21 protein-coding genes, 2 tRNA genes, 1 rRNA gene and 1 pseudogene are annotated in these 23,707 nt (G+C 50.0%); 12 read left to right on the forward strand and 13 right to left on the reverse strand.

The genetic code is table 11. The features are described from left to right. The first annotated feature begins 76 nt into the window (after positions 1–76). Positions 77–193 (forward strand): 5S ribosomal RNA (gene rrf / locus EV12_RS00260). Positions 194–300: 107 nt separating this feature from the next. Here the strand turns inward: rrf and mtnC are convergent. From mtnC to EV12_RS00280, 4 genes are read right to left on the reverse strand one after another with little or no spacing between them, the layout of a single operon-like run. Beyond that, complete coding sequence (mtnC, locus tag EV12_RS00265) at positions 301–1,023, reverse strand: acireductone synthase (protein WP_241466629.1); 723 nt, start codon at positions 1,021–1,023, stop codon at positions 301–303. Positions 1,024–1,034: 11 nt separating this feature from the next. Then, positions 1,035–1,658, reverse strand: a complete 624-nt coding sequence (mtnB, locus tag EV12_RS00270; protein WP_036910649.1) for a methylthioribulose 1-phosphate dehydratase — start codon at positions 1,656–1,658, stop codon at positions 1,035–1,037. Between the two features lie 12 nt (positions 1,659–1,670). Beyond that, a complete protein-coding gene (locus EV12_RS00275) occupies positions 1,671–2,546 on the reverse strand; it encodes a DNA-formamidopyrimidine glycosylase (RefSeq protein WP_036910651.1) in 876 nt (291 codons plus the stop codon). Between the two features lie 5 nt (positions 2,547–2,551). Further along, positions 2,552–2,758, reverse strand: a complete 207-nt coding sequence (locus tag EV12_RS00280; protein ID WP_011129566.1) for a photosystem I reaction center subunit IV — start codon at positions 2,756–2,758, stop codon at positions 2,552–2,554. 130 nt (positions 2,759–2,888) lie between these two features. Between EV12_RS00280 and EV12_RS00285 the strand changes: the two genes are divergently transcribed. After that, complete coding sequence (locus EV12_RS00285) at positions 2,889–3,929, forward strand: hypothetical protein (protein WP_036910745.1); 1,041 nt, start codon at positions 2,889–2,891, stop codon at positions 3,927–3,929. Positions 3,930–3,991: 62 nt separating this feature from the next. After that, positions 3,992–5,485: a RecQ family ATP-dependent DNA helicase gene (locus EV12_RS00290; RefSeq protein WP_052039614.1), complete on the forward strand. Its 1,494-nt coding sequence runs from the start codon at positions 3,992–3,994 to the stop codon at positions 5,483–5,485. A gap of 18 nt (positions 5,486–5,503) precedes the next feature. Here the strand turns inward: EV12_RS00290 and EV12_RS00295 are convergent, their stop codons facing one another. The 3 genes from EV12_RS00295 to EV12_RS13820 form a co-directional block, all read right to left on the reverse strand. Further along, positions 5,504–6,949: a LysM peptidoglycan-binding domain-containing protein gene (locus tag EV12_RS00295; RefSeq protein ID WP_036910653.1), complete on the reverse strand. Its 1,446-nt coding sequence runs from the start codon at positions 6,947–6,949 to the stop codon at positions 5,504–5,506. Between the two features lie 100 nt (positions 6,950–7,049). After that, positions 7,050–8,429 carry an aldehyde dehydrogenase family protein gene (locus EV12_RS00300; protein WP_036910655.1) on the reverse strand — a complete coding sequence of 460 codons (1,380 nt, stop codon included), beginning with the start codon at positions 8,427–8,429 and terminating at the stop codon, positions 7,050–7,052. A gap of 25 nt (positions 8,430–8,454) precedes the next feature. Then, the gene (locus EV12_RS13820; protein WP_193742093.1) at positions 8,455–8,595 is read right to left on the reverse strand and encodes a hypothetical protein; all 141 of its coding nucleotides are present in this window, start codon (positions 8,593–8,595) and stop codon (positions 8,455–8,457) included. Between the two features lie 52 nt (positions 8,596–8,647). Between EV12_RS13820 and EV12_RS00305 the strand changes: the two genes are divergently transcribed. Continuing rightward, positions 8,648–10,087 carry a glycoside hydrolase family 13 protein gene (locus EV12_RS00305; RefSeq protein WP_036910657.1) on the forward strand — a complete coding sequence of 480 codons (1,440 nt, stop codon included), beginning with the start codon at positions 8,648–8,650 and terminating at the stop codon, positions 10,085–10,087. An 18-nt stretch (positions 10,088–10,105) separates the two neighbouring features. Here EV12_RS00305 and EV12_RS00310 read toward each other — a convergent pair whose 3' ends face one another. Continuing rightward, on the reverse strand, positions 10,106–11,434 hold the full coding sequence (locus EV12_RS00310) for an alanine/glycine:cation symporter family protein (protein WP_193742090.1): 1,329 nt from the start codon (positions 11,432–11,434) through the stop codon (positions 10,106–10,108). 458 nt (positions 11,435–11,892) lie between these two features. On the opposite strand from EV12_RS00310, the gene EV12_RS13825 reads away from it, so the two are divergent. The 3 genes from EV12_RS13825 (at position 11,893) to EV12_RS00330 (ending at position 13,520) form a co-directional block, all read left to right on the forward strand. After that, positions 11,893–12,045, forward strand: coding sequence for a hypothetical protein (locus tag EV12_RS13825; protein WP_193742088.1), 153 nt, complete (start codon positions 11,893–11,895; stop codon positions 12,043–12,045). Between the two features lie 977 nt (positions 12,046–13,022). Beyond that, positions 13,023–13,202, forward strand: coding sequence for a hypothetical protein (locus tag EV12_RS00325; RefSeq protein ID WP_036910665.1), 180 nt, complete (start codon positions 13,023–13,025; stop codon positions 13,200–13,202). Between the two features lie 48 nt (positions 13,203–13,250). After that, positions 13,251–13,520, forward strand: coding sequence for a DUF1651 domain-containing protein (locus EV12_RS00330; RefSeq protein ID WP_036910667.1), 270 nt, complete (start codon positions 13,251–13,253; stop codon positions 13,518–13,520). 189 nt (positions 13,521–13,709) lie between these two features. On the opposite strand, the gene EV12_RS00335 is transcribed toward EV12_RS00330, so the two are convergent. The 3 genes from EV12_RS00335 to EV12_RS14725 all read right to left on the reverse strand — a co-directional run bounded on the left by EV12_RS00335 (position 13,710) and on the right by EV12_RS14725 (position 13,958). Next, positions 13,710–13,781: transfer RNA gene (locus tag EV12_RS00335), tRNA-Thr, on the reverse strand. A gap of 10 nt (positions 13,782–13,791) precedes the next feature. After that, a tRNA-Tyr gene (locus EV12_RS00340) sits at positions 13,792–13,873 on the reverse strand. After that, positions 13,836–13,958 carry a hypothetical protein gene (locus tag EV12_RS14725; RefSeq protein WP_255327626.1) on the reverse strand — a complete coding sequence of 41 codons (123 nt, stop codon included), beginning with the start codon at positions 13,956–13,958 and terminating at the stop codon, positions 13,836–13,838. The genes EV12_RS00340 and EV12_RS14725 overlap by 38 nt, the downstream gene beginning before the upstream one ends. Before the next feature lie 24 nt (positions 13,959–13,982). Here EV12_RS14725 and aroQ point away from each other — a divergent pair, with 24 nt between their 5' ends. The 4 genes and pseudogenes from aroQ to EV12_RS00355 all read left to right on the forward strand — a co-directional run bounded on the left by aroQ (position 13,983) and on the right by EV12_RS00355 (position 17,633). Then, a complete protein-coding gene (gene aroQ, locus EV12_RS00345) occupies positions 13,983–14,432 on the forward strand; it encodes a type II 3-dehydroquinate dehydratase (protein ID WP_036910749.1) in 450 nt (149 codons plus the stop codon). After that, positions 14,429–15,043: a tRNA-(ms[2]io[6]A)-hydroxylase gene (gene miaE, locus EV12_RS00350; protein WP_036910668.1), complete on the forward strand. Its 615-nt coding sequence runs from the start codon at positions 14,429–14,431 to the stop codon at positions 15,041–15,043. Before aroQ ends, miaE begins: the two co-directional genes overlap by 4 nt. Positions 15,044–15,676: 633 nt before the next feature. Beyond that, positions 15,677–15,793, forward strand: a pseudogene (locus tag EV12_RS12960) (Nif11-like leader peptide family RiPP precursor); the annotation flags it as partial. A gap of 583 nt (positions 15,794–16,376) precedes the next feature. Next, a complete protein-coding gene (locus tag EV12_RS00355; protein ID WP_036972440.1) occupies positions 16,377–17,633 on the forward strand; it encodes a tryptophan 7-halogenase in 1,257 nt (418 codons plus the stop codon). 1,051 nt (positions 17,634–18,684) lie between these two features. Here EV12_RS00355 and EV12_RS00365 read toward each other — a convergent pair. Together EV12_RS00365 and EV12_RS00370 are read right to left on the reverse strand one after the other, a co-directional pair. Next, positions 18,685–20,478, reverse strand: coding sequence for a hypothetical protein (locus EV12_RS00365; RefSeq protein ID WP_036910674.1), 1,794 nt, complete (start codon positions 20,476–20,478; stop codon positions 18,685–18,687). An 82-nt stretch (positions 20,479–20,560) separates the two neighbouring features. Beyond that, positions 20,561–22,312, reverse strand: coding sequence for a TolC family protein (locus tag EV12_RS00370; RefSeq protein WP_036910676.1), 1,752 nt, complete (start codon positions 22,310–22,312; stop codon positions 20,561–20,563). 204 nt (positions 22,313–22,516) lie between these two features. Between EV12_RS00370 and EV12_RS00375 the strand changes: the two genes are divergently transcribed. Next, positions 22,517–23,686: an HlyD family secretion protein gene (locus tag EV12_RS00375; protein ID WP_036910678.1), complete on the forward strand. Its 1,170-nt coding sequence runs from the start codon at positions 22,517–22,519 to the stop codon at positions 23,684–23,686. Positions 23,687–23,707: the final 21 nt, after the last annotated feature.

Raw genomic sequence — 23,707 nt, forward strand, 5'->3', positions numbered from 1 at the left:
ATTCAATTCAGAGCATCATTCGCAAGGATGATGACCTATGCAGTTCTCAAGGTTCACTCCTTGGGAATGATTTTATCCTGGTGTTCATGGCGATGTGGAACCACTCCGATCCATCTCGAACTCGGTTGTGAAACGCATCAGCGGCGACGATATTTTAGGGGTAGCCCTCTGAGAAAATAGCTCAATGCCAGGTAAAACATTTCCGCATGTAGATCATCAATCTCGAGAGAGAGTTGTTGATTCGCCAAGAAAAAGCCACCCCTGCGGGTGGCTTTTTTGATGGGCAAGTCAGTGTGATTTTTAAAGAAGATAATCAAATAGATACCAGAGGTCTTTGATTGCTTTGTGGTCATGTGGGTCTTGTTCTGGATTGCCTTCCCTAAGACTGAATAAAACACTCATGCCTGCTTTTTCTGCGGCATCACATTCTGCGTAGCTATCACTAACAAATATCACCTTTTCTACGGGAATGTTCATGGCTATGCAGATGTCGCTATAGCTTTTGCTCTCTTTTTTGTTGCCAGTACGAGTATCAAACCAGTGGCTAAATAGTGCTGTTTGATCTCCACCAGCCGTGTGTCTGTAGAGGAGCTTTTGAGCTGATATGCTGCCTGATGAATATACAGCAAGTATATACTCTTGTTGTTTTAGTTTGCTTAGCGCCTCGAGAGTTTCTGGGTAGAGCGAAGAGCAGAGATCACCTTTCTCATAACCCTCTCGCCAGATCCTGCCTTGCAGATCTTTTAAAGCACTAGACTTGCGATCAATTGTTATTAGATGGTGAAGGTAACTGCAGATGTTCTCGATTTCGCTGCTGTTCTTCATTAGTGCTTTGCTTAGAAGATCTTTGCTGCTCGGATCCGTATCAGCTTGCCATTCGCCCCAAGCTTCATCTATGAGAGATTGAATCTCATTGTTTTCTTTGTGTTCATTCAGGAATTCTTCTAGATGGGTATAAGCGTAAGGGAAGAGAGTGTCGCTGACAAAACTTGTAGGGCATGTGGTGCCTTCAATATCCAGCAAGATGTGAGTGATCACGATTTTTGTCTTGCTATAAGTTGTTCACGCCAGCACAGCTCTAGTAGGAACTCCAGGATTTCCACATGACGTCTTGCTTCGTTTAGGCTCTCCCCCCAAGCGTATAAGCCGTGCCCTGCGACCAGTAGTCCATAGGGTGCATCATTGACTAGCTCGCCTGCTGCTTGGCTTAATTTGGCTAGGTTTTGGTTGTTCAATAGGATTGGCAGAGTGATTGATGTGGAATGGCTATCAATCCCTTGCAGCCCTTTCAGCATTTCCCAGCCCTCAATTGTTAGTTTCCCAGTATTTTTATAGTAGTTTGATAGCCATGTTGCTGTCATTGAGTGTGTGTGCAGTACTGCCTTGGCGTTGGTCTGCTCGATGATTTTTAAATGCATATCTGTTTCAGCACTAGCTCTACCTTCCCCTTTAATCACCTTACCCGAGCTGTCAACTTCAATGAGTTCGTCTGTCTCGATATTTCTTTTCTCAATGCCGCTAGGTGCCATCAATAATCTCAATGGCGTTTTTTGTAGCACTAGGCTGAAATTACCTCCAGTCCCATCACACCAACCGCGTTGATGGAAATCGCGAATGGTGTCGCTGAGAGCTTGCCGCTGTTGCTGTGAATCGAACATTTTTGCCAGGATTCATCTTTGGCAATTGGGGCACCAGTGGGTGCCACGACCGCATAGGCTTTCACGGCGGATTGGCGTGCTGCATATCCGGCAGGCTTGGCCTCCTCTGCGATACACCCAGGCTTGACCACCGTAGTTGCCGTTAATGCCTTCAAGATCTCTGAAGTCGCTGAAGGTTGTTCCTCCAGCACCGATGCTCACTCTGAGGACCTCCGTGAGGCAGTCGCATAAGCGTTCAAGTTCGACACTCTTTAATTGACCTGATGGAGTGTGGGGACGGATTCTCGCGGCAAAAAGGCTTTCATCGGTATAGATGTTTCCTGCCCCTGCCACGATTGATTGATCCAAAAGTGCTGACTTGATTGGTCGTTTCGAACCCTTCAATCGTTGCCTTAGGTAAGAGGAATTGAAGGCGCTGCTGAATGGCTCTGGCCCAAGTTTTTGCAGCCCTGTGATGATTGTTTCCGGGGCGTTTCCAGGTGGAACCCACCACATTTGTCCGAAGCTGCGGGTGTCAACGAAGCGAAGTTCCTTACCTTTTTTGTTCCAGATGCGTACGCGTGTATGCGGGCAGGGTGAACTGATGGCCTCATGCCATTGAAATTGCCCTGTCATGCGCAGGTGAACGCCCCACCATCCACCATCAGGATCTGGTTCTGAATCAGCTGATAGCTGGGCAAAATCATGATGCAAAGACGCCATCAAGTATTTGCCGCGTCTCAACCATGAACCAACATGCATGCCGCAGAGCATCTTGATGAACTCTCCAGATCCGCCAGGGCTTGCTATCGCTCGTTCTCGGCAAACCTCAACCTGGTCGATCTGAAAATCAACGAGACGGTCTGCCAATCCGCGGCGGACCGTCTCGACTTCAGGTAATTCCGGCAAACGCCTTAGGCGCGGTCGAGTTCTGATTCAGCAAAGCTGTTGGTGAGGTTGCCGTTATCGGTACCTTGCATGCCGAAGTAGTTCGTTTTCTCGAAGCGAACAAGCACCCCATATTTGCCGGTGGTGTCGACAGAGGCCACTGTGCCCACTTCATTGTGCCAGTAACTCTCTTCGCGCCTGATGCGAACTTTGTCGCCCTTTGAGATCGCCATCGCTGCGCAGGTATTGAATTCACCCATAAGAGTATCGCTGTGAGTGTGTGAGCTGACGCATGCGTCACAGAATGTCGCCCCTTGGGGTGTAGGCCATGGCAGCATCCAGCCTTAAGTCAGGTCTGCTTTGGTGAGTTCGTCCGTTGCTCTTGATCCTCCGGCCATTGAGCTGGATCTGCCCGATCCGGAGCAGGACGACATCAGCACCATGGAGTTTCTTGCTCGACTCGAGCAAGCCTGGGCCTTGTGTGATCGCTTTGATTTGCAAACTGAGATTTGGCGGGGGCGAATCCTTAGGGCAGTGCGGGATCGTGAGAAGCGTGGTGGTGAGGGGCGTGGTGCTGGCTTTCTGCAGTGGTTGCGTGAACGGGAGATCAGTAAGACCCGTGCTTATGCCCTGATTCAGCTGGCTGATTCGGCTGAGGACTTGCTGGCAGAAGGAATGCTGGAGGAGAGCAGCGTGAATCAATTCTCCAAACGGGCCTTCATGGAAACGACGCAGGCTGTTCCAGAAGTGCAGATGATGATTTCCGAGGCAGCGAATGAAGGTCAAGAGATCACTCGCAAGCAGGTTCGCCGACTGACGGATGAGTTCACTTCTGCCACCAGCCCCCTGTTGCCGGAGGAGATCCGCCAGCGCACGCAGGAGAATCTTTTGCCTCCCAAGGTTGTGGCTCCTCTGGTAAGGGAGCTGGCCAAGCTGCCGGAGCTCCAGCAGGAGGACCTCAGGCGAGCTTTGCGGGAGGAACCGGAAATCGATCGCATTAAGGATGTGACCAGCACAGCACGCTGGATCAGTAAGACCACAGAGGCCAGCGAGGCGGTGAGGGCTTTCCAGCAAGGTGAACTCAACCTGGAGAAGGCCATGCATGAGGCTCAGCGTCTCGATGCCTTGGGTTTGCTGGCTGATGCTGTTTCTCAGGCTCAGTCTTTAGAATCCTCCGTTCTGAAGCTGCACACGGCCTGGCGAAGATTAGGGGGGTTGCAGGAACGCCTTTGGGTAGAAAGTGGCAGCAGTACCCCTTATCTCCGGGATGTTTTGGGTGCTTTGCAGAGCCTCAGCGGGGCAACCTTGAGAGTGTCGCTTGGGGAGTTGGCTGGAGGGAAACGGGTTCGCTTGCAGCTGGTGGAGGAGGCTCCTGATCAGCTAGAGCCGCCGCCGCTGCCTTGAGCTCGACAGCGTGCCATCAGGCTTGGCGCTCGTTATCTTGAGGGCGCTATTAGTGGTGTGAAGTGGATCCGCTGATCGAGGCCCTGCACCATCACTATGGCTGGGATGGTTTCAGGCCTGGTCAACGTCCTGTAGTGGAAGCGATCCTTGCGGGTCAGGATGTGCTGGCGGTGCTCCCCACCGGTGGTGGTAAATCGCTTTGTTATCAGCTGCCAGCGCTGTTACGTGATGGTCTGGTGGTGGTGATCTCTCCCTTGGTGGCTTTGATGGAGGATCAGGTCATGCAGCTGCAACGGCGGGGGATTGCCGCCGCTTGTTTGCATGCTGGCCTGGATCCGGTGCGCCGTCGGGATGCGCTGGTTCGTCTGCGAGATGAGCGCTTGCGTTTGCTCTATCTAGCTCCCGAGCGCTTGCAGGGGGAGGCCACGCGGCAATTGATCGAGGACACAGCTGCGCAGGGAAAGTTGGTGGCACTAGCTGTTGATGAGGCCCATTGCATCAGTGCTTGGGGCCATGACTTCCGGCCTGATTACCGTCGCCTTGGGCAGGTGCGCCGCCTCTGTCCAGGTGTGCCTGTGGTTGCTCTCAGTGCCACTGCAGCTCCAAGGGTGCGTGCCGACATCATTCGCCTCTTGGATCTTCGTCGGCCGCTGGTGCAGGTTTGTTCGGCTCGGCGCAATAATCTCCACTACGCGATGCGGCGGCGATCGAGAGATCCGCTGCCTGATGTGCTTGAGGCGTTAGGGAAATCAAGAGGGGCGAGTTTGATCTATGCCCGAACACGTCGCTCTGTGGAGCAATGGGCAGAGCGGTTGCAGGCGGCTGATATTGCGGCTACCCCTTATCACGCCGGGCTTGACCCCGAGGTGCGCCAGCAGGCGCTGGCTGATTTCCTAGATCAAGACCAGCCTGTGTTGGTGGCCACAGTGGCCTTTGGCATGGGTGTTGATCGCAGCGATGTGGGATTGGTTCTGCATTTGAATCTGCCTGCAACGCCGGAGGGCTATTTGCAGGAGTCTGGTCGGGCCGGGCGTGATGGTCTGCCGGCCGATTGCTTGGTGTTGTTCTCTCCTGGTGATCGCACCAGCCTTGGTTGGGCGATGCAGGCTTCAGCTCGCCGTTGCGCTGATGAGAAAGCTACGCAGGAGATACAGATGCGGTTGGAGCTGGCGCAGCAACAGTTGCGGCGTATCGAGGCGGTAGCAGAAGGGGAGTTTTGCCTGGAACAAGGGCTCTTGCTTGCCGTTGGTGAATTGGTGCCGCCCTGTGGTCGCTGCGATCGCTGCCAGCAGACTGCCCGCCGCCGTGATTGGTCTGAGCAAGCCTTTGCTGTGCTTGAGGTGCTGGAAGATAGCAAGGGCATGAATCTTCGCAGTCTCAGTGAAAGCCTTTCGTCCACTACAAGCCGCAAGCAAGAACGTTGGGGTTGGTTGGCTCGCAGATTGGTGCAGGAAGAGCTGATTACGGAGAGTAATGATGGTGTCCAGCGGCTCTATTTACGTGAGAGTGGTCGCCGCTTTTTACGCCAACCCTGGCCGCTGCACTATGCGGCCTGAGTGCAGCCCTTGATGCCCTTAGCCGCCTTTGGCTTTGCAGAGATCCTTGACGAGATCATGCTCAAAGCGCTGCTGTGGAGCACCCCAAGTTTTCCAAGATCCATTCGTGCCGGTGGTATTGAGCTTGCGCGCCGGGCAGTTCACAGCCAGATAAAGGGCTTTGCCATCTTTGTTGAGGGTTGGGGCCACGTAGCTTCCTCCCATAAACTTCCAATTGGCCCAGTCCACTTGAAGTGACCCATAAGTGCGCCATTGCGTTTGCGAAGGCTTGACAGCAACTTGCTGGGTGGATTTGGGCTTGGATTGTGGTTTTACAGCAGGCTTGGTGGTGGATTTAACAGTTGGTTTAACGGTGGTTTTTGCAGTCGGTTTGATGGCAACTTGAGTGGTGGATTTGGGCTTGGATTGTGGTTTTACAGCAGGCTTGGTGGTGGATTTAACAGTTGGTTTAACGGTTGGTTTAACGGTGGTTTGTGTAGTCGGTTTGATGGCAACTGCCGTGGTGGATTTTGGCTTGGTTGTTGTTAATGGTTTGACCTGTAGTGCGAGATTGCTGCCGACTAATAACTTGTTGGGATTGTTGATCCCATTGATCTTGATCAGGGTTGCTACAGGGATTTGATATGCCCCAGCGATTTGGTTCAATGTTTGCCCTCGAGCCACGGTGTGGGAGGTGGCATTTGGATTTGCCTTAATGGCTACAGGTTTGCGCTTTGCTGCTGCTTTGGGTTTGGGAACGACAGCCCCCTGGGGCAGTTTCAGGGTTTGGCCACGTTCGACATGGTTGGCATTGGCAAGGCCATTGAGGGCGACGAGATCCTGTTGGCGAACTCGGTAGCGGCTAGCAATGATGCTGAGAGTTTCGCCACTTCGTACCGTGTGGCGATTGGCGCCAGCTCTGACTGTGCCTGATGAGCTGCCTGGCAGTTTGAGGGTCTGGCCGATGAATAAGGTATCGGCATTGGCAAGGCCATTGAGGGCGATGAGATCCTGTTGGCGAACTCGGTAGCGGGTAGCAATGATGCTGAGGGTTTCGCCACTTCGTACCGTGTGACGACTGGCTCCAGCTCTGATTCCCCCGGAAGCACCTCCCGGTAATTTCAACGTTTGGCCGATATATAAATTGTTGGCATTGCTCAGGCCATTGAGGGCGATGAGATCCTGCTGGCGCACTCGGTAGCGAACAGCAATGGTGCTGAGGGTCTCGCCACTTCGTACCGTGTGACGGCTTGCCCCAGCTGTGACTGTGCCTGATGAGCTGCCTGGCAGTTTGAGGGTCTGGCCGATGAAGAGGTTGTCTGCATTGGCTAGGCCGTTCAGCCGCATCAAGGCCCGAAGGGATACTTGATATCGCGTTGCGATCTCCGAAAGGGTGTCACCGGGCCTCACTGTGACGCTGGCACCCCAGGATGGCAGCGGTAGAAGTGTTGTCAGGGCTAGAGCGCTAACAATGATCCGGCGCATCAATCTCTCTCTACAGTTTGGTGAAAGATAAGGTGCCTCCACAGATGCGCTAGCCCTTTTCAAGCATCCCGAAATGATGCCCTTGCAAAAAGCGGCTTGATTATCCCAGCAGCTTTTTGAGCAACGCCAGATTGGCCTTGTAGGGGGGGTAGCGCAATTTGAGATCTAACCAGAAGGGGCGACGCAAGACAGACTTTTGATGGGAGAAGGTTTCGAAACCAGCCAGGCCGTGATAACGCCCCATGCCACTGGCCCCAACTCCACCAAAGGGCAGCTCAGGAATGCCTACATGCATCACCACATCGTTGAAACAAACCCCGCCTGAACTGGTTGTGTTGAGGAGCTGTTGTTGGTCGGCATCTGTTCCGCCAAAGAGATAGAGGGCCAGGGGCTTTGGTTGTTGTCGGACCTCAGCAAGAGCTTGATCAAGGTTGGCTACGCTGATAACAGGCAGCAGTGGGCCGAAGAGCTCTTCCTCCATCAGCGGATCGTCGCGCTTGTCTACGTCAATCAGAGTGGGAGCGATGCGTCTTTGATCGGGGTCAATTTGACCGCCTGAGAGCACCTTGCCGCGCTGCTTTGCTTGATCAAGCAAGTGTTGTAGTCGCTGGAAATGACGATCGTTGATGATTTTTGCGAGGTGGGGTGATCGCAGCGGATCGCCTCCATAGAGCTCAGTAATGGCTCCTTTCATCGCCTGCAGTAGAGGCTGTTTGAGTTGTTCTTGGATAAGTAGATGGTCTGGGGCGATGCAGGTTTGACCAGCATTGAGGCCCTTCCCCCATACCACTCGCCTAGCCGTGACCGAGAGATCGGCGCCATCAATGACGATGGCTGGGCTTTTCCCTCCTAGCTCCAGGGTCACCGGAGTGAGATGTTCGGCGGCAGCAGCCATGACCTTCTGGCCGATGGCGCCGCTGCCGGTAAAGAAGATGTGATCAAAGGGTTGCTTGATCAGTGCCGCTGCAATGGCCCCATCCCCCTCGATCACCTGTACGACCTCGCTGGAGAAATGTTGAGGGATCAAATGGGCGATCAGTCGAGAGGTGGCAGGGGCATGCTCGGAAGGTTTGAGCACTGCTGTATTGCCTGCTGCCAGAGCACTAATCAGTGGTTGGAGGGTTAGAGAGAAGGGGTAATTCCAGGGGCCGATGATCAGAACGCAACCCAGGGGGTCCAGGATCACCTCGGCTTGACCTGGCTGATGGGCTAAAGGCACTTGTACGTGCCTGGGTTGCATCCAGCGGCTGAGCTGCCGTTGAGCCAGTTTGAGCTCTCCACGCAGCGCGATCAGCTCAAACAATGCCTCGGTTGGTGGTTTGCCTAGATCCGTTGCCAGAGCATCAAGCACCTCGTCTTGGTGCTTTTCGATGAGGACCTCAATTTGCTTGAGTTGCTGTCTGCGCCAGGCTTCTGGTCTTGTGAGACCCGAAATGACTGGCTTGCGCAGTTCACTCAGCAGAAAGTTCTCAGGGAGCAAGGTCTGACACCATTGTTACTAGTGTCTAGGTGTCTAGCAGTGGTGCCGGCGCTGTTGGCGGATGGGCACAAGCGTTGGCGATCAGTTGACCTGCGGGGTTGAAGACGGCGGCCCTGGAGCTACTGGTGCCCTGAGCGTGAGCCAGGCTTAGGGGCTGATCATCCATGGCTGTTCTCTTGTTCAAGTGCTAGCGGTGGGATCTTGGTATTCAATGGGGCATGCAGCAGATCGATGGGCTGACCAACACTCCCCGCTGGGTTGCCCAGGCGGTGGTGTATCAGATCTTCCCTGATCGTTTTCGTTGTAGTGGCCGTGTCTTAGCTCATCAGCATGTGGCTTTGCGCTGCTGGGGCAGTGATCCTTCTGAGCAGGGTTTTCAGGGGGGAGATCTCTACGGGGTGATCGAGGCCCTTGATCATCTCCAGGCGCTTGGTATCAGCTGCCTTTACTTGACACCCGTCTTTAGCTCTGCCGCTAACCATCGCTATCACACTTATGACTACTTGCAGGTGGATCCGCTTCTCGGTGGCAATGCAGCGTTAGAGGCTTTGATTGAGGCGGTGCATCGCCGCGGGATGCGCATCATTTTGGATGGCGTGTTTAATCACTGTGGTCGCGGGTTCTGGGCTTTTCATCATCTTTTGGAAAATGGTGAGGCTTCGCCCTATCGCGATTGGTTTGAGGTGCGGCAATGGCCGCTTCATCCCTATCCACGGCGTGGGCAGGATTGTGGTTACAGCTGCTGGTGGAACGATCCAGCCTTGCCAAAGTTCAATCATGCCCATGCCCCTGTGCGTGAGTATTTGATTGCCGTAGCCCGCTATTGGCTCGAGCAGGGAATCGATGGTTGGCGACTTGACGTTGCTGATGAGGTGCCTGCTGAGTTTTGGCTGGAGTTTCGGCAAATGGTTAAGGCAGTGAATCCAGACGCTTGGATCTTGGCTGAGATCTGGGGTGATGCGAGATCGTGGCTACAGGGGCAGCACTTTGATGGGGTGATGAATTATCGGATGGGTTGGAGCAGCCTTTGCTGGGTTGCTGGTAAGCGATTACGCCGTCGGTATCGCAATCCTGCCTATCCCCTTGACCCTCTGAGTGGGGAGGCTTTTGTTGAGCTATTGGCAACAACGCTGGGTTGGTATCGACCTGAGGTGAACCGCAGCCAGTTGAACCTGCTTGATAGCCACGATGTGCCGAGAGCTCTGCACACACTTCAGGGTGATCTTGCGGCGTTGAAGTTGGCCTTGCTGTTGCTGTTTTTGCAACCAGGGGCGCCTTGCCTCTACTACGGCACAGAGGCGGGTTTGCAGGGTGGCCCTGAACCCGGTTGCCGCGAAGGGTTCCCTTGGCATACGCCTTGGCCTGCAGACCTGCGCGATTTCATTCAGTCGTTGAGTGATCTGCGCCAACGTTGCCCAGCGTTGGCTGATGGCGGTTTGCAATGGCAATCGCTTGGAGCTGATGCACTTCATGCTTGGTGGATGCAGCCAGAGCCAACCACAACGCAAAGGGAGACGTCGATTCAGGTGTGGGTCAATCGCAGTCGCAGGTCATGGTTGCCGACGAAAGGCTCATCGACAGATCCTCTATGGCTGGAAGGAGCATTTGAATGCAATGGCCGGGGATTAGGCCCTCAATCAGCAGTGTTGTTTCACTGATCAAGATCACCTCTATGTTTAGCCCTCTTCAAATTGGTAGTTTTTGGAGAGGCGGAAGACAGTGCCTGAGAGCAGAACCAGTGCGATCAAGTTAGGAATCGCCATCAGACCATTAAGTGTGTCAGCGACGTCCCACACTACGCCGCGATTGCCTGCAACAGCGCCAATGACAACCACAGCGACCCACACCAGGCGGAAGGGAAGAATGGCTTGCACCCCAAAGAGATATTCAGTGCAGCGTTCGCTGTAAAAGCCCCAGCCAAGAACTGTTGTCAGGGCAAACACCACGAGGCCAGCAGTCACGACCCAACCTGAGCCTGCAAGGCCACTGTTGAAGGCAGCGATTGACAGATCAGAGCCTGACTCACCACCCAAATAGGCACCGGTGGTGATGATCACCAGAGCCGTCATTGTGCAGATGATCAACGTATCGATGAAGGTTCCAAGCATGGCGATAGTGCCCTGACGGACTGGGTCATTGGTGTTGGCGGCAGCGTGAGCGATAGGCGCACTACCGAGACCAGCCTCATTGGAGAAGATGCCGCGCTTGAAGCCCATCAGGATCACTTGGGTCAACGTGCCGCTGGCAGCGGCTTCTCCTGTGAAGGCATTGGAGAAGATCGTTGAGAACGCTGCTGGCACTTCGCTGATGTTGCTGAGAATGATCACCAGGCAAGCAATCACATAAAACAACGCCATCAAAGGAACGATGGCGGATGCAGCCTGGGCGATGCGTTTGATGCCGCCAATGATGACTCCAAAGACAAGCACTCCAAGCACGACACCCGTTAAAAGCCGAGGGATGCCGATCGTGGCTAAGGCACTGGAGACCTCAAACGATTGCACTCCATTGCCAATGCCAAAGCCCGCGAGCATTCCAAACAGGGCAAAGAATCCGCCCAGCCAGGCCCAGTTTGGACCTAGGCCATTGCGGATGTAGTACATCGGACCACCGACATGATTGCCGAGGGGGTCCACTTCGCGGAAGTGAACTGCAAGTAAGGCTTCGGCGTACTTGGTGGCAATACCAAAAATGGCAATGAGCCACATCCAGAACACCGCCCCAGGGCCGCCCATGGCGATCGCAACAGCGACACCGGCGATGTTGCCCGTGCCGATCGTGGCCGCCATCGAGGTCATCAGTGCCTGGAATGGACTGATTTCGCCCTCGCTAGAGGAGGTTGGATTGCGAAGCAGCATGCGCACGCCATAGGGGATGCGCAGTAAGGGCATAAAGCCCAGCCCAACCATCAGCAAGATGCCGGTGCCTGCAATCAGGATGACTGTGGGCCAACCCCAGGCAAAGCCGTTGATCGGATTATTGATGGCCTCGACTGCGTCTTCCAGTCCGCTTGGGAACTGTCCGAGTTGTAAGGATAAATTCGTCAAGAGCGACGCTGGCAACACATCCATTTTTGCAAAGGCGTTCAAAGATGTTGTCAGAGGCTCTTACTGACGGCAATGTTCGTATCAGGCTGCCTTTGAGGTTGTTACATCAGCAGTAGAAAGCGTTGTTTAAAGGTTGGTCCTTTTCGTCTTGCTTTGGAGGGTTGTGGTGAGCACAGTATTTAGTTGTGGTCCATCCCAGGTTCTTTCTGTTTGTCGCTTCAGCTTTAAGAGCGACTTAGATCCTTTCTCATCCCTATAGAAGGACAGAGCAGTGCTTGACGGTTGATACACACTGTTCCCGCTATCGGTTGCGGCGATGTCGAAGCAGCTTGTGCCGGTAATGGAGTCATAACTGTCGCTGCTGTCTGAATCTTGCTCAAGACTGCTTGCAGCAGAGTTATTTTCAATAGGGTGACTTGTCAGCAGAGCTGGAGCCAGCAAGGCTTAACTCTGTAGAGGTTGCTGCGATAGACGCTGCTGCTGCTGAAGGCGTTGTTGTCGTTGCAGGACTGTCTAGTGGCATTGCAGTAGACGTTATTGCTACTTCAAGCCTTTCTAGATCGGCGTAGTGGTGTGATTGAATTTTCAAAGAAATGATCAATGCCTACATGCTTGGTTGCGATATCTAAATTAATGTCGATGTTTTTTGAGGAGACGGCGATCGAGAAGGGTCTGATCGCTACAGGTGTGAATGCGTCATGGCTGCGCATGAAATGTTGCTTGTCGCTGATGGATTCAATATTTGGCAGATGTGACGTCTTGCGCCAACTTTGCTCTTGAAAGTCAGTTAAGGCTTCGCTAGGTGCGTCCTCTGGCAGCTGTTGTGATCGGGGGCTCCTCTCGTCTTGTTTGCTTCTTCTATGATCGTCCGCTCAGACGAGTTTGAGCAATGGAACAATGGAACAATGGAACAATGGAACAATGGAACAATGGAACACCGTTTACATATTGATCGCGTTCCATAGGGTTGGCAGCGCCTTGAAAAAGACCTCCTCGCTTTCTTAAGCTGGTATTGACTTCCCAGGAGCCAATGAAATGGAGACACTGAAAGGCGTTGTGCTTCCTGTGGTTACGGCAGCTGCTCTGCTAATAGCTGCTTTGTCTCTCGCTTTCATTGCCTTCAGTTTGGCGCCTGTCGCTCACTGGGCAAATAATCAAAACATCTGTGTTGAACAAGAAATCACGAAGTCGAAGGCTCCTATCTCGTGGGGTGTGAGGAAGTGCAATGGCCGCTCAAAGGTTTATCAAGTGCAGCCAACTTGATTTGGCGGGAGCCTGTGGAAAGGCCCCCTGAGCCACAACGGGTCTCCATCGTGCCCGTATCCCATTTGTGCAAGATGAGATCTAGTGGCTTTCCCTAGCAATAAGCCAAGGCTTTTGGGATGTCATTGGGATGAATCAGACAGTGCTTTTACTCGGCTTGGTTGATTGTTAAAAGTCTTTTGAGCGAACTAGCAAGGCTGGGCTCGCCTGTTGATTGCTGGCCTTGAGGTTGCATCGCAAGAGGTATTGGGTAGAAAGCAGATCAGCATGCAGTCCGGCCACCATGTCTTTGATCGAGCGTTGGGATGCGATGAGCGACGAAACAAAGACAATCGTCAAGAAATTCGGTGCGTTCTCTCTGCTTCTCTTTGCTGCTCTCTCGGTTCTTAGAGCCCTTGTGCCTTTGGCGATCATTGCCGCGGGTGGCTATTGGGCTTACAAGGAGCTGGCGAAGAGGACTTGACGCACTCCCCATCACTGAAGTAATACATGCTTACTACTGAGGGGCGTTATGGGTGGCAGTTCAGCATGTGAGCCAGAAGGTTGGTTGATTGACCCAAACAAGCACTGGTCCCTTCGTTTTCATCGAGATCAAAAGTCTTGGAGGAGCGATCTATTTGTGTTTATGGATAAAGGGCGAGCAATGCCTGACGGGTCTCCTGCCTTGCTCAAAAGCAGGAGGCACTTACCGAAGCGTGATGCCGTCGAGATCTGGAACAAGTTGAGGGCAGATGGATGGCACCGTGTGGAGCCGCAATGGGGGGTTGGCTTAGACCCTTGAGACATCAAGAAGAAACTTGAACACCTCGTCGTCAAAACCAGCAAAAAAACAAGCCATCCTTTTGCTTGGGTGAAAGATCTTGACAACAGGAGATGGGTTTTATTTCTCTCCATTGCCTGCCTCGGCACAACAAAAGAAACTTTTGAGGCCTCTGGACTGCCCTTGGATTTCCGTAGGTCCCGGGTTCAATGCCCTCGCCGGGATTTGAACCCGGGACCTCTCCCTTACCAAGGGAGTGCTCTACCACTGAGCTACAAGGGCATGTGGAAGGTGGGCCGGGTTGGATTTGAACCAACGTAGGCAGAGCCAGCGGATTTACAGTCCGCCCCCATTAACCACTCGGGCACCGACCCGAACCACACCTGCAGACATTACCAGCAGATCGCACCTTTGTGGCTGAATGTCTGGGAAGGTCTTGTGGGGATCGATACGATCCATCCAACCCCTTCATGCTTCAGGGCCATGCGACTGCTGCTGCTCAACGGCCCCAATCTCAACCTTCTGGGTCAACGAGAGCCTGGTGTTTATGGAGTCATGACGTTGAAAGCGATTGAGGCAGACCTGCTCGCTCAGGCGGAGGCAGAAGCGGTTCAGCTTGAGTGTTTCCAGAGCAACTTTGAAGGTGCTTTGGTGGATCGCATCCATCAAGCCATCGGCCAGGTGCAAGGAATCCTGATCAATGCTGGGGCCTATACCCATACCTCGATTGCTTTACGGGATGCTCTGCTTGGAGCAGCGATTCCATACGTGGAGTTGCATCTCAGCAATACCCATGCCCGTGAGGGCTTCCGCCATCACTCTTATCTTGCTGATCGCGCTGTGGGTGTGGTGAGCGGTTTTGGTGCATTGAGCTATCGCCTTGCTTTGGAAGGGCTGTTGGCTCATTTGCGTCAGCAGCAGCAGGCCCTATGAGTGCTCTTGCTGTTGCTAAGAAGTCAAACGCCACGATCAAATGGCTGGCGGCTCCCACCAGTGATGCTTGGTTGGAGCAGGCGATTGCTCATCCGCTCGAGCTGCTGATTGATCACGCTCATTGCGAGCGCAAGGCGGCGGGTGCCGTCGTGCAATTGATGTTCCGCTACTTGTGTGAGCCTGGGCTCGGAGAAGTTCTCAGCCCCTTAGCAAGAGAGGAGCTGGAGCATTTTGAGCGTGTGCTCACGTTGCTTAAGGCCAGAGGGCGGTATCTGGAGCCTCTGGCTGCACCTCCTTATGGAGCAGTGTTGGCCAAACAGATCCGTAGGGATGAACCGCAGCGCATGCTCGATAGTTTTCTGGTGGCAGGGCTGATTGAAGCCCGTAGCCATGAACGCATGTCGTTGCTTGCCACCCACCTAGCTGATCTGGAGTTGCGTCAGCTCTATGCAGATCTCCTGGCGAGTGAGGCGCGTCATTTCGGCCTCTATTGGAGGCTCTGTGAGCAGCGTTTTCAGCGTGAGCTGATCATTGCTCGTTTGCAGGAGTTGGCAGCGGTGGAGGCAGGGATCCTCGCCAACTTGCATCCTCAGCCGCGCATGCATAGCTGAATCCTTCCCTTATGCAAGAATGAATCTGGGTGAATAAGTGGTTGGAATGATAGAAGATGTTTATTAGTTCAATAGCTTCTTTCTCCCTATTGAAAGCTGCTGGTTATTTAGCCGTAAGAGAGGTTTTAAAGCGAAACCGATTCATGAGAAAGAAATTCTGAATAGTTTCAGTAGGTCTCGTTGGGATTAATGAAGTGAAGTGATCATTCGATATTGCTGTAAGTCACTAGTAACAGTAGCTTCCTAGTCATTTGTATGTCCTTCGCGCTACGAAAGTGGATGCGCTTTGGCAGTAGATAGCAGCCTCGCCGCCAAGTTGGAATAAATCGTACTAGCTGACCTTGCTCCGCAGCTTCAACAGCAAATAGCCCCCATAAAGCAACATCAAAGTAGCCATACCACCAGTAACTAGAAGCGTAGAAGCATTTAGTTCAATACCCATAGTCATTAAGGTGCTTTTACAGCCAGTATATGAAATTTAGCAAGGGGTGCCTATGGGGGCAGATGAGGTCCTTCTATATACGTTGTATGGCTGCAGATATTTGCGACGTAAAAAACTCTAGGCTATCTCGAATTTGATTTTGTGCTAATTCCTTTAAGGTTAGCTATACTAATAGAAGTTAAATATCATTGATGAGTGAAGAACAACTCAAGGCATTTATCACCAAGGTTCAGGCAGATAGCTCACTAAAGGAACAGCTCAAGGCAGAAGGTACAGACCCTGTTGCTATTGCCAAAGCTGCTGGTTGGATATGAGATTGGCTAAGGCAAGAGCAGCAGCACCAGTCAGCGATAAGGCGAGACGAACGGAACGTTGCACTGGGATTGAACGATTAAAAGATCATCCATTATCTGGTTGATTGCTTTCAGCAGATATCAGACCACATCAACTGCTGTAATTGGTTTGTATTAAGCGGCTAGGCCAAGTGAGATCTTCATTCATCAACTCCTTCCCTAGGCGAAAGAGCTAGTTAAGGAAGTTGTATTAAAGATGGTTGTTCACTCGCTCGCATGGGTCGCCCGTTCACCTCACCATCAGCACTAGAGAACGCAGTCAATGTTATGTCTTTAATTAATGGCTTCTGGGCCTTAAGAGCAGAGTAACCTCTCCAGAGTCAATCGCACTGAAGCTGGCCAACCCTTAAAAATATGCTCTACCCCTTTTGATTCACTCAAGTTTGTCTATAGGCCTGAGAGATAAGCAAGCTGCTCTTTTAGAGTGTTCTTACTTCATCCCTGCCTAACAACTGTTGCTTGTACGCATTAGCCATTTCGCGCTTACACGAAAGAGGCTCACTGAAAACCCCAAGGCACATCGCTAACCTTGAGGAAGGTGATCGGCACCATGAGAATCGCCATCCTTGGACTTGGGACTGCGGGAGCTATTGCAGCACGGATGCTGAAAAGCAAATTCAAACGCTCTGCTATCACGGTGTTTCACACGTCCACCATTCCCACAACCGGCGTGGGAGAAGGAGGAGGGCCATGGTTGAAGCAGTGGCTGGATGAAGAAGGCATCAGTCGGGAGCTGATGCAGAGGGATGTCAAGGCAACAACCAAACAAGGTATTCTTTTTGTAGACTGGGGACAGCAACCAAAACAAATTCTGCATGCATTTACCCCGAAGGGACAAGCACACTCATATCATTTCGACGCCAAAAGGCTGAGCAAGATTCTGCTAGATGGTCTTGAGCTCGACATTAGGAATCAGGTCGTGGAAATAGTGGAGAGCGAGAAAAAAAATAAAGAACTGATCCATACAAAAGAATCAGGGATCGAAGCATTCGATTACATTATCGATTGCAGAGGAATCCCATCAGCACATCACAGTGACCAGGAAGAAAATTGCAGCCCACTGATCGCCAGCGGGGCTCTACTGCAAACTTGTGAGCCTCTGCAAAGCGTGCATGAAGATCTAAACAACTTTCAAACCACTAATGCGATTGCGAGGCCCCACGGCTGGATTTTCTTGATACCACTGCAAAGCCGAACATCAATCGGTTACATCCATGACAGCCACATCACCAATACGGAGGCAGTAAAACAAGACCTAAAAATGTATTTAGCGGCAAGCAATTTGACACCAATAAGCCCAACAAGAAACATTCAATTCAAAACACATATCAGCACACAATTTCTCAAAAATCGTATTTACAAGCTGGGAAACCGTGCTGCATTCATAGAACCACTGGAAGCAACAGCCATTGAATCAACAATCCTTCATTGCAAGCTGATCACAGCACACATTGCAAAAAGGAAGAGAAATCAGCCAACAACAAAGGAAGAGGTAGAAATGGAAAATAACTTCAACAGAGTAATACTCAACAATATGGAACGAATAGCACTATTTGTTAGTTGGCATTATTCGCAAGGCTCAATTTACGACACACCCTACTGGTGTAAAGCAAAGGCGAATCACGAGATCTTGAAAGAGAATAGAGTACACCCGATTATTGCCAGAGATTTCGATAAGTGGATTGAGAAGGGATTACAGAGACAGCCTAGAAAAGTGCCTAGTCAAGGAAGGGACAACATGTTCTTTGCATGGAGCGAACAATCGTTTGCTGCAATCGCCAATATACTTTCATGATTAGGGACGAATGCCGCCAACTTACTCTGCACATCGGGCTTCCAAAGGCAGGCAGCTCAACAATTCAGAAATTCCTCCATACACAAAAACATCAACTAATAAGACAATCTCTGAACGTCCCTAAATGCTTGGGAGCATTCTCACATTTCAAGCTGGCCCTAATGTTCTACAGCAGCACACACAAGCCAGACTTTTTAGCACGCAACAATCAACTAATCTCAGCGGCAGAAAGACTAATATTCAAAGCGAGGCTAGAACAACAATTAGAACAAGAACTTGGCGATTCGAATATTCGCCGTTGGATCATCTCAAGTGAGTTTCTCCAGCACTGTTTGCAGGAGCATCATGAGATTCAATCGTTGTCTCTGCTTCTGGGACAATTTTTCGAGACCATTAACATACTTCTCTATGTACGAAGCCCGCTCGAAGCTGCTACATCCATGATGTCGACGGAGGTAAAAATGGGAAAGACCCACTTCGCACTTGAAAAGCCAGAATACTACAATATTCTTTGCAACCATCAACGTACAATCACAACATGGCAATCAGCATTTAGGCCCAAAAAACTTATTGTACGAGACTTCAATAAGCACAAAAAAGAAAATACATTGATTCGTGATTTTTGCGATCTAATTGAATTGGACTGGCAAGAAGATTACGCATTATCGCCACGGGCTAACGAGAGCCTTACACTTGATGGTCTGAAAATAATCAGCAGCCTAAACAAACACCTAAAGCAAACGAAAACGAGAGTCGCCACAAGACAACGATTCAGGTTTATTGATCATGTAAGCAGAAATTTTCAAAATTCCGAACATTACACGCCATCATTAGAACAAACAGAACAATTTCAAAGCTACTACAAAGCCTCAAATGATTGGCTCAAGCAGCAAAGTGGTATTGACTATACCGACATACAATCAACAAGCCTTTCAAAGCAAAACAAACCAGCAACATATTCACTAGACTGTAATCAAGAGCCTACCATCAGCGAAGAAGAATCACTTCATATATGGGAAACGTGGCGAAAAAACCAGGAGATCAGAACTAATCACCAAGATGTCACATCATCCCAAGCATCAGAGGTCCAATCACTAGCTGAATCCCAGGCATCTGAGGCCCAATCACTTGCAGCATCAGCAGCTTCAGACACAGCAGAACTGATTGACTTGGCAGCTGAATGAATGTCAGCAAAAGCATCATTGACTAGATCTTCAGCATAGGCAGAGACTTCATTCATAACATCACTAACATAGGCACTCACCTCTGTGACAACCCAGGACACAAATTTTGGGCTAGTGAGAAACTCCCCAAGGTTCAAAAGAGAGTTTACGCTATCAACAAAATTAGACCATGAAGGATTCTCAAAGAATTCAACAAACTCTTCACCAACATTTTCAAATATTTCCGTCATAGCCTTCCATGAATCGGGCTTGTCAAAACTGTACTCAAAATTCAGATCGAAAGAAGGTCTCCCAACATCGATTCCATCTTGCAAGGAAAAATCAATCGTCCAACTCAACTCCGGGTCGATAGATGCAGAAAGAAAGGCCCCATTATATTCTGGATTGACAATTAATCCCGCTATCATTTCCAACTGAAGGCCTGAAGAAGAAATGTTATAAGAACTTATACCTTGCTCACCAGGATTCTTCTCCAAGGTCAGCATGATACTTGTACCAAGAGTTGCTGAAAGCTCTAAATCATAGCGAGGAATCTCCTTGGTATAGGTTCCCTCCAAGCCAAGCGTAAGATTAAAATCTAAATCAGAATTTTCCAAAGAAAGACTGTACTCACTTTTGCCATCTCGTTCAATTGAAGGATTGAGTGAACCATCAATACTGAATTTCAGAGTGATATCACCGTATGCCCCATCGTAAAGATCAACTGTTTCACTACTCCAGTTCACAGGAATCGAAGTCTTCTGATCAATCTCCTGACGTAGCCCATTATCTAAACCAGCCCGAATTGGATTGAGGAAACCCAAATTAATATCGCCAGGCGTATGAGAAGATGTTTCCGGAGAGACGACCGAAGCAGCTAGAGACGAGGAAACCTCATGAGATGATGATACGCTCTGTTCGGAGATTTCGGATGTACCGCGATTCAATCCATCCAAATCCCGTTTTTCTGAAGTTAAATCAGACCTTTGAGCAAAACCCTGTGATTCCCATGGCTGGCCGTATTCCAACCGATCTTGGCCACGATCAGGTTGCTGACCATCTCCCAAAAAATCCGACCTTAGTTCCTGAGAACGTTCTGATTCAAAAACATCATCTGAAAGTGCTAGTGGATTAGATAGCTCGGTCTGGGCATCTGGGCCGCCACTCGGGTCAACCAAACCATCGGCATCCACATTCAAGGGATGACTATCATGCTGTTCATTACTCTCCTCAACGGGATCAAATTCCAACTGTCTTGCACGAAATTGAGGGTCTGAAGAGGGGCCGGAAGGCTGAAAGTGACCAGGTCGAGCGGCACCACCTGCAACAGAGCGAAGGGTTCCCTGAACCTCGAGCAATTGCAGACGAATCGAAGCGTGAACATCATCAGCACCTAGCTCGCGAGCACTGGCAATGATCGTTGAAAAGGGGATGACCGTACCATCTCTACGCCGCTCTTCGTCATCAATCCATGAAGAAAATGTATAGGTCTTGCCCTCTACGTCAAAGCTGAGGGTATCCAAAGCAGCCCAAATCTGAAATTTGTCAAAACCCAGTCTTGTCATCAGCTGTCCGCGGGCAGCACGGTTAGGCAGGGCAAAGAAGCGGCGACGCAATGCTCTTCTATGCTGAAGAAGGAGAATAAAAGAGAGAAACTCATCTAGCGCAACCCGGGCAGCCACGAGAATCCAACATTAGTTAATAAATCGTAGCTACAGACCTGAATAGAGACCAAAACGAGTAACAAACTATAGATTCAAGTAATTATTCAGATCCAAGAGTCAAAAAACTGGAATTAAAGTACAGACCAGTAAGAGCAATTAACTGGAAATAAGCAGAAAAAAGACTTTCATAAGTAGAACTATAAGATGAAAGTAACGTGGAGAGCATTTGCTGAGACTGAAAAATCACAGAATAATCATCCAAGCCTGCATGCATTCGTAAAATGTAGGCTTTGTAGGCCTCAACCTCAGCTTGATAGCTGGATTCAATTGCATGAAGAGCAGGCAATGTATAACGAACGATCTCGATGCTAGAGATTGCCTCTGCGAAAAGAGACTGTTGTTGAGCAAGGCTTTGTTGCTGATAAGAGCGAGCTTGCGATTGATAACTACGAGCCTGCTGAGCAGCAGAAAAACCGTCAAAAATATTCCATGTAAAATTCAAACCAATGTAGTTTGACAGTTGCGTTGACCATGCGCCAGAGGGTGGTTCAGGAGGTGAATACTGCTGACTCCCCTGAGTGCCGATATAAGTAAGATAACCGAGTACAGATATCAACGGCCAGTATCCGCTATAGCTTCCTGCAGATAAGTGGGCGTATTGCTTTGCCTGGTGCTGATAAGCAATAATACTGGGGTATTGGGATACCAGGCGCTTAGTTTGTTCTAAACTTACGCTCCACTGCTTAGGAAGAGATAAGATCTGTGGAAATATCAAATTAACAGCAGAATCCTTAATCATTGCCAAAGCTTTAATCTGCTCGAGAGTAGATTGATGGCTGGCAACAGCAGAAAGAAGCTGAGCGCGAGATGATTCAAAGTATGATCGCTGAGAAAGAAAGATTGGGTTTGCGATTCTTCCCTGCTTCAATTGACGATCATAGATTTTCATCAGTTCAAATGAAGAAAGACAGAGAGAGAGAAGCGTTGAAATTTGATATTCAGTCGCCTGAAGTTGGCTATAAAGTTTTGCCGCCGAAAGAACGGTTTGTCTTGCCTGATCAAGTGCCTGAAATTGCGCTGATGTCAATTGATCCTTTGAGGCAGCAATTGATGATGAGCGTGCTAGATTAAATAACTGCCAGTTCAAAGTAAGAACAGGGTAGGCCTGCAAATAGGAAGATGTTTGCGTATAAGGGCTCACAAGCCCTGAATCATTATCTGGAAGAATCGAGGATCGACCCCCACCAATTGCTGTAGATGGCTGAAAGGACGTGCCACTAGCTGAGGGATTCACAGCGAAAGGACTTGAAGACCCATAATTCTGAGTATTGGAAATGTTGACAGATAACAGTGAGCCTGAGGTAATAGCAATTGAAGGATACCAAGAACTGAATGCTTGACGAACCAGCCAACGGTTGGAATCAACACTATCGAGAGATGAAGCAATAGAAGGCGAAAGTAAAACTGAACGCAACAAGAGATTTTTAAATCCAAGCATCGATAGGGGTTGCCCTATCTGAATGGGTCGACAACGCTGATTGATCAGTGAATAATCTGGCTTCTTTGAAAGAGCTGAATCACAAAGGAAGTTATACCCCTCAAACTCAATAGGGTTAAAAGAATTAATGTCATCAATGTTGACAAGCTCAATAGCTGGCTTCAAGGAGGATGGAATACTCCTAATCAGAGAAGAGAGTTGATTGTAGGAGTGAGCTCCTGGAGAAATTTCAACAGCTAAAGGCGATACGTCGATGAGCTGCTTTACTTCGGAAGCATGCAATAAAGCAAAGCATTGCTGGGAAGCAAGCAAAAACAGCAAGCCCAATGCAAATGGTTTACTGCGTCCACTCATCAGCAGCGCGTTACGCCGTTCTAACAGTAGCGACATGTCGAAAGAAGAGCAAGTAAGCCTCGTGGATCATTAATAAACAGCAGCTGAACTCACAGCAACATCCAAATTTTGCAGCTAAGTGATGGCAAGTGTGGCCAAAACAGCTAACTTGCACAAATGAGATTCAATACAAAACGAATCAGAAGGATATACCCCTTCCTTGAGTTGGTTACAAACCAGCCATTTGCTTTGGCTAGCTATGGCCTGGGTGCCTTTGCTGTCTGCTTGCTGATCTGGGCATGCCTATACAAAGTCAATGCCACAGTGAATGGAATCGGTTTCACTCTTAATCAAGGCAGGAATGTGCGTGCTTATACCCGTGTCGCAGGGCGAGTCACCAATGTATATGTCAGTACAGGCCAGCAGGTAGACCGCAATCAAAGACTCGCCAGCATCGACAATCGTGTGCAGGAAATAGAAGCTAACTCATATCAACAAATTAAATCGCTTAGCAATAATCTCACGCCCCAACAGGTTAACGCAAAGGTAGTGGCAACCCGCCAGAGCATTGATGGTATGGCGAGAAGCAAGATTGCCCTTGGAGAACAGTTGAAACTCCATCAAGCACAACTAAGTCGATACCAAAAACTTTTAGATAATAAAGATATCAGTCAGGCTGAGTACCTCAGTCAACTCAATGAAGTTGAATCAATAAAAACTCAGTTGTTACAGCTACAGGGATCAATCGAGGAAAAACAATCAGACCTGCTTCAGCTTGAAATATCGGCGAAATCAAGCCAGATCACAATCAACAGTAATGCAGCTCTGTCCGCGAATCAATCGAGCCTATCTAAGGACATTGTTGCAAATGCCAAAGGAGTCATCAGCGTGATCGATATTAGTGAAGGTGACTACTTACAAGAAGGTGTAACAATTGCCACGATCTCTCTAGAAACAGGGCCTGCTCAGGGAGTCTTTTTAGTGTCAGCGAAAGCTGCTAAGCGAGTCAAACCCAACAATCTCTGTTTTTTGAGTCCAGCAGAAACACCAGCATCGAAGTATGGATATCTACTCTCCAAAGTTAAGTCGATTGGGAAGTTGCCAACCAATCCTCAGGAACTAACAAGAATTCTAGGCCTTGAATATACAGCAAATGCCCTTTTCGATCAATTAACAAACCGTGCTATAGCAGAAGAATTTTCAGCATTTCCATATCTACTGGTGGTCTCATTGAGCCGCACAGAGCAAGGACATCTGAAATGGACCACGACAAATCCACCTGAATGGGGCTTCAGTGCCGGTGGTGCTGCCAGTGTGGATTGCGTATACGACACTTGGTCTCCTATTACATACCTGATTCCACTTATGAGAAGAAATCTAGGATACGGGAGGTAGATCATGAGCCTACAGATATTT

The organism is Prochlorococcus sp. MIT 0701 (genome assembly GCF_000760295.1).
GTDB lineage: Bacteria > Cyanobacteriota > Cyanobacteriia > PCC-6307 > Cyanobiaceae > Prochlorococcus.